Here is a 13,182-nt window from a genome sequence, read left to right as displayed (position 1 = left end):
CCCTCCGCTACGAACCATGCCTATTCATAAGATTGTCAGCAAGGAACGCTGTCAATCTTATTTCATAGACGGCTGTCGAGTGTGTCCGTTGGACGCACAGTATAAAAATAGAACGAAATAACCTCTTGTGTGAGCAAGCTCCCACCGAGGTATTCCGTTCTATTTTTGCATGGCTCGTAGCTAGGCTAACTTTCTATTTATTCAACAGATACTCCGCCAGATCCACCGCGGTCTTCACATGTTCCGCATTGGCATAGATGCCCATGACGATGCCGTCACCACGGAAGTAATAAGTATCAGTCAGATCCTTGCAGTCTGTGAGGCAGATGCCTACCGGTACGGGATCCTGCATGTCCTCCGGGTGGAGGGGATCGGGATAGTCTGGGGTATAATCGGTATTCATATCATCGTTGGCTGCTTCGATGGCCAGTACCACTTCTCTGTCTACATAATAGAAATAAGGTTCCAGTGCCTGTATCTGCTCATCAGTGAGAATATCCCGCAGATCATGAAACATGCTGCTGTTGGCATATTTCTGGAAAGAAGTGAAATCTGTGATCATACAGTCCAGTTCATTGGCTGCCACATACACCATCAGCTTCTGGGAAGAAGTGATAGAAGTCTCATCCATGCTGCCCTCCACGATACGGATGGAAGTATCAAAAGTGATATCACTGGTGTTCAGATCAATGCCCTCTTTTTCTGCAAAATCCGTAACAAAATCCGGCTGTTCCGAGGTCATCTGATCTAAGAGGCTGGCATTCAGCATCACGGCATAAAAAGAGGGATCCTTCCGGTCTGTAAGCTGTTTTACAAAACTGATGATCATAATGATCACCACCAGGGCAATGATCACATGCCACTTGTAATAATACCAGAAATACGCCAGTTTCTGCCTTGGCGTACCGTTTTTCAATGCCTCTCGTTCTTCTTTGAATTCATCCATTACTGCCATGGGGAGATCCGCCTTTCTGCTGCCGAAATATGGCAGAACGCCACATTCCGGGTAAATTTCTTCATAATATACTAATGATAAAGGTTCGCTATCTGAAAGTCAATGAACGAAGTGTGAGGGGAATCTAAAAAAACAATTAAATCGCCGGGAAAATCCGGGCATGCCTTGCAAGTTTTGTGAAGATGATATATCATAATAGAAAACGATTGTCAGGAGAAAACAGAATCCGGACAGTCGTAAACAGAGATTTCCCAAAGAAACGGAAGAACGGCGCGGGCAATTTCAGAACCGGCCCAGAAGAGAAGGCTTTCCTTAAGAGGGAATAGGCTCTGCATAAAATAAACGAAGAGAAAAGGAAACAAAAAATGAGTGATTCTTACGTAGAATGTCTGGTAAAAGCAAAACAGCCCACCTGGGCAAAAATTTTAAAGGTATTATTGATCGCACTGACAGTACTGAGCTGTCTGGTAATGTTCGTGTTTATCATTTTCCTGCCGGTGGCACTGGCAGCGGGGGTGGGAGCTTATTTCCTGAATATGTATACCGATCTGGAATATGAATACCTCTATCTGGACAAGGAACTGTCCGTGGACAAGATCATGGCTAAGAGCAAGAGAAAGCGTGTCGGTACTTACAGCCTTGACCGCATGGAGGTATTTGCACCGGTTTACTCCTATCATCTGGATAACTTCAAAAACCGTCAGGTGAAGGAAAAGGATTATAGTATCGGCGAGGTATTGCAGCCGGACGGGCGTTATGCTATGTACTATGAAGGTGGCGAGAAGATCCTCTTAAGCCCTAATGAGGAGCTGGTCAAGGTGCTCAAAAACATGGCACCCCGCAAAGTGTTCAGCGAATAATATTTCGCAACAGTCCGGTGCAGGGAACAGCATCAAAGCAGTTGAATGCCTGGCGAGTCAAAAATATAGGTCTGGTGTACATGATACGCCGGACCTTCTTTATTGCAGAAACAGAAATAAACGCGGTAATATGATTGCTAAATGATAAAAAATATAAGATATCCGGTTGACAGTCCTACGAAACTCTGCTAAACTCATGGAAATGTTATAAGTACAACGAATATGTAATATAATCACAACTTATAACACAACAAGATATCATTCACAAATCTTATCAAATGAACACAGGAGGAAAGAAAATGGGACAGATTATTGGTGAAGGCATTACCTTTGATGACGTACTGCTCGTACCGTCTTACTCTCAGGTAGTCCCTAATCAGGCGGATTTGACCACATGGCTGACAAAGAAGATCAGGCTGAACATTCCTATGATGAGCGCAGGAATGGATACTGTTACCGAACATCGTATGGCGATTGCCATGGCTAGACAGGGTGGTATCGGTATCATTCACAAGAATATGTCTATCGAGGCACAGGCAGAAGAGGTAGATAAGGTAAAGCGTTCCGAGAATGGTGTCATCACCGATCCGTTTTCTCTGTCTCCTGAACATACTCTGGCAGATGCAGATGCTCTGATGGCTAAGTTTCGTATCTCCGGCGTGCCTATCACCGAGGGCAGAAAATTAGTCGGCATCATCACCAACCGTGATCTGAAGTTCGAGACCGACTTCACCAAGAAGATCAAAGAGTCCATGACCAGCGAAGGCCTGATCACCGCTCCCGAAGGTATCACTCTGGAAGAGGCAAAGAAGATCCTGGCCAAGGCAAGAAAAGAGAAGCTGCCTATCGTAGATAAGGACTTCAACTTAAAGGGTCTGATCACCATCAAAGATATTGAGAAGACCATCAAATATCCTCTGGCAGCCAAGGATTCCCAGGGCAGACTGCTCTGCGGCGCCGGTGTAGGTATCACCGCCAACGTACTGGATCGTGTGGCAGCTCTGGTAGCAGCCAAGGTTGATGTTATTGTACTGGATTCCGCACATGGTCATTCCCAGAACGTATTGAACTGCCTGAAGATGATCAAGGAAAAATATCCCGATCTGCAGGTAATCGCAGGTAACGTGGCTACCGGTGATGCTACCCGTGCCCTGATCGAGGCCGGCGCAGATGCGGTTAAGGTAGGTATCGGCCCCGGTTCCATCTGTACCACCCGTGTCGTTGCAGGTATCGGTGTTCCTCAGGTATCCGCTATCATGGATTGCTACAGCGTGGCAAAGGAATATGGTATTCCCATCATTGCTGATGGTGGTATTAAGTATTCCGGAGATATCACCAAGGCTATTGCAGCCGGTGGTAACGTATGTATGATGGGTTCCATGTTCGCAGGATGTGAGGAGAGCCCGGGAGAATACGAGCTGTTCCAGGGTAGAAAATACAAGGTATACCGTGGCATGGGTTCCATCGCAGCCATGGAGAACGGCAGTAAGGATCGTTACTTCCAGGAGAATGCGAAGAAACTGGTTCCCGAAGGTGTTGAAGGCCGTGTGGCTTACAAGGGCAGCGTGGAAGATACCGTATTCCAGCTGCTGGGCGGTCTCCGCTCCGGTATGGGTTACTGTGGTGCACAGGATATCGAGACTCTGAAGGAGACCGGCAGATTCGTGAAGATCTCTGCAGCATCCCTGAAGGAGAGCCATCCTCATGATATCCATATCACCAAGGAAGCTCCGAACTACAGCGTGGATGATAAATAAGTTGTGAAAATAAGGCTATAATGAAAGAGGCGATTGTAAGTCTGACTTGCAACCGCCTCTTTTTGGAAAAAGAAATCATTTGAATCTCAAAATATTTGCAATAATTGACAAAAACTTTGCAATTTTTCAAGCAATATAACGAATATGGCAAAAAATGTAAAATAATATCTTGTATGAATTTCCCGTCACATGGTAAAATATATTTGTTCGGGTGCCGAGGAAGGGCGTATTCCCCGAATATTTAAAAGAGAAGCAGGGGAGCAAAAAAGTGGCTGAAATTTCATTTCGAGAATTGATCGATCCCAGACGTCTGCAGCATTTGCAGAATGAATTCTGCAAGGTGACAGGCGTGGCAGCTGTCTGCCTGGACAATGAGAATCAGGTGTTGACGGAGCCGTATGTGGACAAGACATGGAAGAGACCGGATGGGGAAGATCCGATCAGTACGGAATATCGCAGGAAAGCAGCACAGGCACTGGACAGAGTGCAGGCCGGTTCACTGGAGGAACAGGTGGTGGAAGAACTGCCGGACGGCGGACATGTGGCAGCAGTGGCTGTCAGTGTGGAGAACAACACGATCCTGTACTGGCAGGTGTATGATCTGAAGAAGATCGACACCATTTCCTTTTATCAGATATTGGATCTGCTGCGGGATACCAGCGTAGATATTTACAGAGATCGTATGTCCTGCTTCAGCGCGGAGGCAGAGAGCAGAAGGAGCCGTTCCGCTGAGGAAGAGATGAGTCGGAATCTCCATACTATTGAGGCGACCACGGAGATCGTCCAGCTCTTAGACAGTGATGAACAGATTGAACTTGCCATGAATAAGTGGCTGAAGATCCTGTCAGAGCATATCCGTGTAGATACTGCGGATATTTTTCAACTGCATTCCGACACAGATACCATGAACGTGGTCTGTGAATGGCGTGCCCCGGGACAGATTTCTTATTTTGACAAGATAAACGGAGTGGAAGTATATTCCTTCCTTTATGCTGAGAAACCACTGGTGGTATCCACGGACAGCCTGGGCAATGCCGGCTCGAAGGAAATCGAGGAGATCGGCATGAAGGCCGTGATGATCTTCCCGATCCTGAAGCAGGAGAGCGGAAATATGGTGCTGTCTCTGAATCATAGAACCCAGGGGCATGTGTGGAGCATGGCGGAGATCAAGTTCACAGCGGATGCAGTGAAGATCCTGCAGAGCATCCTCACCAGAAGGATCCAGAAGAATTCCCTGGCTGGTTCCTACGCAGCATTGGAGGAGATTCTGGACAACGTGGGCTGTGCCATTTATGTGACAGACCAGACCACAGGACGGATGCTGTTTGCCAACCAGATCCTGAAAAATACCTTTGCCAAGGAACTGCTGGATCACAATTTTGATGCTTTGTTACAGAGCAGTGTCCGCAAGGAAAAAACCAAGTCAGTCAGTGTAGTCTACCATGCGGAGAAGGAGACCTGGTACGATCTGCTGTGCAAGGAGATTGCCTGGGTGGACGGTAAAAAGGCCAATCTGTACTCTCTGTATGACATTACAGATAAAAAACTGTACCAGCGCCGCATCGAGCAGCAGGCCTATACGGATTTCCTGACGGGACTGTATAATCGTATGTGCTGTGAGAGGGATCTGGCAAGACAGATCGATCAGGCGAAGAAGACCGGCGGCGAAGGTGCTCTGCTGTATCTGGATCTGGATGATTTCAAGCATATCAACGACGGACTGGGGCACCAGTACGGAGATGTGCTGTTAAAATCCATTTCCCATGCATTAAAACGGATCAACGGCATCGAGAATACCTGTTACCGCATGGGCGGCGATGAATTTGTCATCGTGATCCCGCCCGACAGCTATTCCCGGTTTGAAAATATTGTGGAAGATATTAAAAAGATCTTCAGCAAGCCCTGGTTTTTGAAGGACGCGGATTATTACTGTACTATGAGTATGGGTATCGTCACTTTCCCGGATGCCGGGGATTCCGTGGCTGATCTGATCAAAAAAGCGGATATTGCCATGTACGAAGCAAAAAAGACCGGTAAGAACCGGGTGGCAACCTACTGCGAGGGCATTGATTCCGTATCGGGACGCCGCCTGGATATGGAAAAGAACATGCGTGATGCCACGGTGGAGGGCTACCGGGAGTTCGAGGTCTATTATCAGCCCATCATTGATATTCAGGGCGGCAGGGATGTCTGCGCCGGAGCTGAGGCACTGATCCGCTGGAACAGTGCAAAGCTGGGATTTATCTCCCCGGCGGAATTCATCCCGTTGGCAGAGTATCTGGGACTGATCAATCCCATCGGCAATTATGTGCTGACCGAGGCCTGCACCCGCTGCAAACGCTGGAACGAATCCGGTTATCCGAATTATAAAGTGAACGTAAATCTTTCCGTAGTACAGCTCCTACAGCCGGACATCGTGGAGACGGTGGAAAAGGCGCTTGCGGACACCGGTCTGTCCCCGAAGAATCTGACCCTGGAAGTGACAGAGAGCCTCGCCATCAACGATATGGAGCGCATGAAGGAGATCCTGAACCGGATCAAATCTCTGGGTGTTTCGCTGGCGCTGGATGATTTCGGTACCGGCTACTCCTCCCTGAATCATATCCGGGAGATTCCCATTGATGTCATTAAGGTGGATCAGAGCTTTGTCAAAGATCTGGCGGAGGATGCCTACTCCCAGTCCTTTATCAAAATGGTGGCGGAGCTGGCGGAGACCATCGGCGTCAGCGTCTGCGTGGAAGGTATCGAGACCCCGGAGCAGTTCAGAGTATTGCAGGGTATGAAGGTCAAATACATTCAGGGCTATTATTTTGACCGTCCTTTGGAGAGGCATGCATTTGAGGCAAAATATGTGAAGTAACAGTTCAGCCATAGAATAGTAAAAGCGATGATCGGGTGCTTGCACACGGAGCATCGCTTTTGCTATTCTATGAGCGGAGCGCCCAAAACATGAATAAAAGATGAGCTGCAAAGCAGCGACGGCTGCGCAGCAGACGCTTTTATGAATGTTTTGGGGCAGAACTGTTACGGAAGCAACAAAATTATCAAAATCCCTCTTGTCAAGTATCGGGGAACCATGCTACTATTAAAACAGCTACACGACTGGCGGAGCGCAGCTTGCTGCAGTGGAGATACCCACAGGGAGTGTAGAATAGTGAAAGCCGACCGCCTGGGCACCGTCTATTTCTGGTGCTTAGGCGGTTTTTTGTAACTATTCAGAGCTGGTGAAGCGAATAGTTACGCGATATATAGTAAACGGAGGAAAAACTATGTTACAACTGGAACAGGAATTGAAAAGCAATGCTTATCCAGGCAGAGGTATCGTGATCGGACGTTCTGCTAACGGTAAATATGCCGTGACCGCTTATTTCATCATGGGAAGAAGCGCCAACAGCCGCAATCGTGTGTTCGTGACAGAAGGAGAGGGAATCCGTACCCAGGCTTTCGATCCTTCCAAACTGGAAGATCCCAGTCTGATCATCTACGCACCCGTACGTGTCCTTGGTAACAAGACCATCGTGACCAACGGTGACCAGACAGATACTATCTACGAGGGAATGGACAAACAGCTGACCTTTGAGCAGTCCCTGCGCAGCAGAGAATTCGAGCCGGACGGCCCCAACTATACACCGAGAATTTCCGGTATCATGCACATCGAGAACGGCAAGTACAATTACGCTATGTCCATTCTGAAGAGTGACAACGGCAATCCTGATTCCTGTCTGCGTTTCACTTATGCTTATGAGAATCCTCTTCCCGGAGAGGGACGTTTCATTCACACTTATATGCACGACGGCAATCCGCTGCCCAGCTTCCAGGGCGAGCCGAAACTGGTAGAGATCCCCGATGATATGGATGCTTTTACCGATATGCTGTGGAACAGCCTGAATGAGGATAACAAGGTCTCTCTGTTTGTACGTTTCATTGATATCGAGACCGGTAAATATGAGACAAAGATCGTGAATAAGAATATGTAAAGTAGGTTGTGAAGACGCGTTTTGCGAATGCAGGTTCTGAATAGTTAATATCGTAGAATAGAATAGGAGAAAAATAAGATGAACGAGATTCAGTTAAAATACGGATGTAACCCGAACCAGAAGCCTTCCAGAATCTTCATGGAAGACGGCAGTGATCTGCCGGTGACCGTGCTGAACGGCAAGCCCGGATATATCAATTTCCTGGATGCTTTCAACGGCTGGCAGCTGGTAAAAGAGCTGAAGGAAGCTACAGGACTTCCCGCAGCCACTTCTTTCAAACATGTGTCTCCGGCCGGTGCTGCGGTAGGACTTCCTCTGAGTGATACTCTGGCGAAGATCTACTGGGTGGATGATCTGGGAGAGCTTTCTCCCCTGGCATGTGCTTATGCGAGAGCACGTGGTGCAGACAGAATGTCCTCCTTCGGTGACTTCATTGCATTGTCTGATATCTGCGATACCGATACCGCCCGCCTGATCAAGAGAGAGGTATCCGACGGTGTCATCGCTCCCGGCTACACCGATGAAGCACTGGAACTGCTGAAGCAGAAGAAAAAAGGCGCCTACAACATCATCCAGATCGATCCTTCCTATCAGCCTGCTCCTATCGAGCGCAAGCAGGTATACGGCATCACCTTCGAGCAGGGGCGTAACGAACTGGATATCAACGGCAATCTGCTGTCCAATATCGTGACTGTGAACAAGGAGATCCCGGAGAGTGCCCTGATCGATATGAAGATCGCTCTGATCACCTTAAAATATACCCAGTCCAATTCCGTATGTTATGTCAAGGATGGTCAGGCTATCGGTATCGGTGCAGGACAGCAGTCTCGTATCCACTGCACCAGACTGGCAGGCAGCAAGGCAGACAACTGGTTCTTACGCCAGTCTCCTCAGGTACTGGGCCTGCAGTTTGTAGACAGCCTGGGCAGAGCCAACCGTGACAATGCCATTGATGTCTACATGGGCGATGAGTACATGGACGTGCTGGCGGACGGTACCTGGGAAGGTATCTTCAAGGTAAAGCCCCCTGTATTTACCAGAGAAGAAAAGAGAGCATGGCTTGACAAAATGCAGGATGTGACTCTGGGAAGCGATGCATTCTTCCCCTTCTCCGATAACATCGAGAGAGCACATAAGAGTGGTGTAAAATACATCGCACAGCCCGGTGGATCCGTGCGTGATGCAGATGTGATCGCATGCTGCGATAAATACGATATGGTGATGGCATTTACAGGCATCCGTCTGTTCCACCACTAAGACAGATTTTGCGGGCAGGACTGTAACAGGACCTGCCTGTAACTATTCAGAGCCATAAAAGGCGTTTTTGCGAATGTGGTTCTGAATAGTTATGGAATTTTTATGAGGAAGAAGAGGAAAGCGTAGTTATGGACAGACGAGGGGATGCAAAGAGCAGAGAAATGATGCTGGATGAATTATTGGGCTATGACCATGTGACGATCCAGTGCCACGACAATCCGGATGCGGATGCCATAGCCTCCGGCTATGGGCTGTACTGTTTTTTCCGGGACAAGGGAAAGGATACCAGGCTGCTGTATTCCGGACGGAATAAAGTCAGAAAGGCCAACCTGATGCTGATGGTGGAGAAACTGCACATTCCGCTGGAGTACCAGCCTCAGATGGAAGATACAGTAGACGGACTGCTGATCACTGTGGATTGTCAGTATGGCGCGGGTAATGTGACGGAGCTGCCGGCGGAGGAGATCGCTGTCATCGACCATCATCCACTGGAAGTCATCTGTACCGAGCGGATGCGTCTGCAGCCCAATATGGGAAGCTGTGCAACCCTGGTGTGGACAATGCTGCAGGAAATGCATTATCCCGTGGAAAAAAACAGAGATCTGGGAACTGCGCTGTATTACGGCCTGTATATGGATACCAACCAGTTCTCCGAACTGTCGAACCCGGTGGACATGGATATGCGTGAGAGTCTGAATTTTGATAAGAACCAGATATCCTTGTTCCGTAATTCCAATATTTCCCTGAGAGAGCTGGAAATTGCCGGTGTGGCAATGCTGCGCTGCAATTATAACGACGATTACCAGTTCGCCGTGATCCATTCCCAGCCCTGTGATCCCAATGTACTTGGCCTGATCAGCGACTTCCTCCTGCAGGTGGCGGGCGTCAATACCTGCGTGGTCTATAATGAGGACAGCGGCGGATACAAATTTTCCGTCAGAAGCTGTATCCGGGAGGTCAATGCCAGCGAACTGTCGGATTATCTTTCGGAGGGCATCGGTTCCGGCGGCGGACATTACGAGAAGGCCGGCGGCTACATCAGTATGAAATTATATGAGGAAAAATATCCAACACTGCATTCCGAAGCGTATTTCAATAACCGCATGACGCAGTATTTCGATACGTTCCGGATCCTCTACGCCAAAGACCGGGCATTCCCGGTAAGTGAGGGCACAAGATATCAGAGAAAGAAAATCCCTCTGGCCTGTGTGAGGGCCTCTGATCTGGCGGAGCTTGGCAGGGTGGTGTCCGTCCGCACCCAGAACGGCACCATGGACATCGATACCAGACAGAATATCTGCTACACGCTGGAGAGAAACGGTGAACTTCACAGGGTGGCGGGAGAGCGGTTCCACAGGATCCTGGAACTGTCCGACGCTCCGGTGTCCGAGGACTACTGCAGGAATATGACATACGTTCCCAGGGTCAAGGACGGTACGGACGGCAGAAATCATCTGATCACGGAATATGTGCGCATGTGCATGCCGAAGGATGAGTTCCGCATCTATGCCATCCGGGTGACACAGGGGGTAAAAGTGTTCCCGGTATGGGACGAGGACGGCTATATGACCGGAAGGGCCGGAGATTATCTGGCGGCCAGTGAGGATGATCTGCACAATATCTTCATCGAGACGGAGCAGAATTTGCTGAATTATTTTGAAGAGAAGGGTTTATAAAAGTTTTCTTGTGTGGTAAGATAAAGGATACGAAAACAGTATTAAGTAAACGAAAGGCAAGGACATTACCATGAGCGAGATCGAAAAGGAAATCGTAGATTCCGCAGAAGTAAAGGAATCGAAGAATTTTATAGAGCAGATCATTGAGAAAGATCTGGCGGAGGGCGTATACGATACTGTACACACCCGTTTCCCTCCGGAACCCAACGGATATCTTCATATCGGACATGCCAAGAGTATTCTGCTGAACTACGGCCTGTCCCAGAAATACAACGGCAAATTCAATCTGCGTTTTGACGATACCAACCCCACCAAGGAGAAGGCAGAGTTCGTAGAGTCTATCAAGGCTGATGTAAAGTGGCTGGGAGCAGACTGGGAGGACAGACTCTTTTTCGCATCCAACTATTTTGACCAAATGTATGAAGCAGCCGTAAAGCTGATCAAAAAAGGCAAGGCATATGTCTCTGACTTAAGTGCGGAGCAGATCCGTGAATACAGAGGAAGCCTGACCGAGCCCGGCAAGGAAGATCCCGGCAGCACCAGAAGCGTAGAAGAGAATCTGACACTGTTCGAGGATATGAAGGCCGGCAAATACGAGGACGGCACTAAGGTACTGCGTGCCCGCATCGATATGGCCTCTCCCAACATCAACATGAGAGATCCCGTCATCTATCGTGTGGCACATATGTCTCACCAGAATACCGGTGACAAATGGTGCATTTACCCTATGTACGATTTCGCGCATCCCATCGAGGATGCTATTGAAGGCGTGACCCATTCCATCTGTACGCTGGAATTTGAGGATCACAGACCCTTATATGACTGGGTGGTAAGAGAACTGGAATATCCTCATCCTCCCAAGCAGATCGAATTCGCAAAGCTGTACCTGACCAATGTGGTGACCGGTAAGCGTTATATCAAGAAGCTGGTAGAACAGGGCATCGTGGACGGCTGGGATGATCCCAGACTGGTATCCATCGCAGCACTGCGCAGAAGAGGATTCACACCGGAATCCATCAAGAAGTTCGTAGAATTGTGCGGTATCTCCAAGGCACAGTCTTCCGCAGATTATGCAATGCTGGAGTATTGTATCCGTGAGGATCTGAAGGCAAAGGCACCCCGTATGATGGCTATTCTGGATCCTGTGAAACTGGTAATTGATAACTATCCCGAAGGACAGACGGAGATGCTGCCTGTAGTCAACAATCCGGAAAACGAAGCTCTGGGCAGCCGCGAGGTTCCCTTCGGCAAAGAACTGTATATTGAGAGAGAGGACTTCATGGAAGAGCCTCCCAAGAAATATTTCCGTATGTTCCCCGGCAACGAAGTGCGCCTGATGAGTGCTTATTTCGTAAAATGCACCGGCTGTGTCAAGGACGAGAACGGAAAAGTCGTGGAAGTACATTGTACCTATGATCCGGAGAGCCGCGGAGGCAACAGCCCCGATGGACGTAAAGTAAAGGGAACGATCCACTGGGTAAATGCAGAGCAGTCTGTAAAAGCACAGGTGCGCCTGTATGAGAATATCATCGATGAAGAGAAGGGTGTATACAATGAAGACGGAAGTCTGAATCTGAACCCCAATTCTTTGACCACACTGACAGAGTGCCGTCTGGAGCCTGCATTTGCACAGGCACAGGCGTATGACCGCTTCCAGTTCGTAAGACAGGGCTTCTTCTGCGTGGACTACAAGGATACCAAGCCGGGAGAACTGGTATTTAACCGTATCGTATCTCTGAAGAGTTCTTATGTACTGCCTAAGTAAGCAGTAGGACAACCGATAAGGGGAATTGGGAAAGTTGTATTCGTATTGTCACCGGGAATGGACAGTACAAAAGAAAAGGAGAGACATATGTCGGACAAATTGTTTGGACTGGCCGGTCTGGGTCTGGATGACCTGGAGAACATGAACATTTACGGACAGGATAAAAAAGAAGAGAAGGCAGCAGCCGAGGCCCAAAAAATAGAAGAAAAGGATCTGATCTTTGACAAGACATTTACCTGTCCTGTCTGCGGAGAAGATTTCCCGGCGAAGATCATGAAGACTGGAAAGGCAAGACTTTTAAGTACCGATCAGGATCTTCGTGCAAAATACGAAGGCATTGATGCGGTGAAATATGATGTTATTCTGTGTCCGCATTGCGGCTATGCAGCACTGAACCGGTATTTCAACAGCCTGAATAAGGTTTATATAAAGCTGATCAAGGAAAATATCAGCAGTAAAGTGCAGCTGCATACCTACGATGACGATATTTACAGCTATGAAGAAGCCATTGAGCGCTATAAGCTCTGCCTGGCCAACGCTGTGGTAAAACGGGCCCATGCCAGTGAAAAGGCTTATATCTGTCTGAAGAGCGGATGGCTGATGCGTGGTTATCAGGAGCATCTGGAAGAGTCCGGGGATACGGATATGGCCAGACTCCGGGAAGTGAAGACCATGGAGGAGACTTATCTGAAGAACGCTTACACTGGTTTTACGGAGGCCCTGCAGACCGAAGGATTCCCCATGTGCGGTATGGATGAGATCACGGTAGAATTTCTGATTGCGGTACTTGCTGCCAGATTCCAGAAATATGATGTGGCCAGCCGTATGGTAGCCACGATCCTGACGTCCCCTTCCGCCAATGCCCGGACTAAGGACAAGGCAAGAGAGTTAAAAGACCAGATTCTGGAAGAACTGAAGAACCAGAAAAAGTAGGA

9 protein-coding genes and 1 riboswitch are annotated in these 13,182 nt (G+C 48.5%); of the genes, 8 read left to right on the top strand and 1 reads right to left on the bottom strand.

Features of this window, described 5'->3' with window-relative positions; all coding sequences use genetic code 11:
* Positions 1 to 193: 193 nt before the first annotated feature.
* Entirely contained in the window at positions 194 to 955 is a 762-nt protein-coding gene (locus ACLTOH_RS09025; protein WP_412223962.1) for a hypothetical protein, read from the bottom strand.
* Positions 956 to 1,320: 365 nt separating this feature from the next.
* Here ACLTOH_RS09025 and ACLTOH_RS09020 point away from each other — a divergent pair, with 365 nt between their 5' ends.
* The 8 genes from ACLTOH_RS09020 to ACLTOH_RS08985 all read left to right on the top strand — a co-directional run bounded on the left by ACLTOH_RS09020 (position 1,321) and on the right by ACLTOH_RS08985 (position 13,180).
* Complete coding sequence (locus ACLTOH_RS09020; RefSeq protein ID WP_022312117.1) at positions 1,321 to 1,815, top strand: hypothetical protein; 495 nt, start codon at positions 1,321 to 1,323, stop codon at positions 1,813 to 1,815.
* 299 nt (positions 1,816 to 2,114) lie between these two features.
* Positions 2,115 to 3,572 (top strand): IMP dehydrogenase, encoded by a 1,458-nt coding sequence (gene guaB, locus ACLTOH_RS09015; protein ID WP_412223960.1) that lies wholly within the window; start codon positions 2,115 to 2,117, stop codon positions 3,570 to 3,572.
* 268 nt (positions 3,573 to 3,840) lie between these two features.
* Complete coding sequence (locus ACLTOH_RS09010) at positions 3,841 to 6,432, top strand: EAL domain-containing protein (RefSeq protein WP_147353691.1); 2,592 nt, start codon at positions 3,841 to 3,843, stop codon at positions 6,430 to 6,432.
* Between the two features lie 228 nt (positions 6,433 to 6,660).
* Positions 6,661 to 6,754: riboswitch (ZMP/ZTP riboswitch) on the top strand.
* A gap of 87 nt (positions 6,755 to 6,841) precedes the next feature.
* A complete protein-coding gene (locus ACLTOH_RS09005; protein ID WP_117467003.1) occupies positions 6,842 to 7,549 on the top strand; it encodes an IMP cyclohydrolase in 708 nt (235 codons plus the stop codon).
* A gap of 78 nt (positions 7,550 to 7,627) precedes the next feature.
* Positions 7,628 to 8,806: a phosphoribosylaminoimidazolecarboxamide formyltransferase gene (locus ACLTOH_RS09000; protein ID WP_119623447.1), complete on the top strand. Its 1,179-nt coding sequence runs from the start codon at positions 7,628 to 7,630 to the stop codon at positions 8,804 to 8,806.
* Positions 8,807 to 8,934: 128 nt separating this feature from the next.
* The gene (locus ACLTOH_RS08995; protein ID WP_118668633.1) at positions 8,935 to 10,482 is read left to right on the top strand and encodes a DHH family phosphoesterase; all 1,548 of its coding nucleotides are present in this window, start codon (positions 8,935 to 8,937) and stop codon (positions 10,480 to 10,482) included.
* Between the two features lie 70 nt (positions 10,483 to 10,552).
* On the top strand, positions 10,553 to 12,247 hold the full coding sequence (locus ACLTOH_RS08990) for a glutamine--tRNA ligase/YqeY domain fusion protein (RefSeq protein WP_022312123.1): 1,695 nt from the start codon (positions 10,553 to 10,555) through the stop codon (positions 12,245 to 12,247).
* 87 nt (positions 12,248 to 12,334) lie between these two features.
* Complete coding sequence (locus ACLTOH_RS08985) at positions 12,335 to 13,180, top strand: DUF2225 domain-containing protein (RefSeq protein WP_022312124.1); 846 nt, start codon at positions 12,335 to 12,337, stop codon at positions 13,178 to 13,180.
* Positions 13,181 to 13,182: the final 2 nt, after the last annotated feature.

It is taken from the genome of Waltera sp. (assembly GCF_046969025.1).
GTDB lineage: Bacteria > Bacillota > Clostridia > Lachnospirales > Lachnospiraceae > Acetatifactor > Acetatifactor acetigignens.
This window is presented reverse-complemented; position numbering and strand designations above follow the sequence as displayed.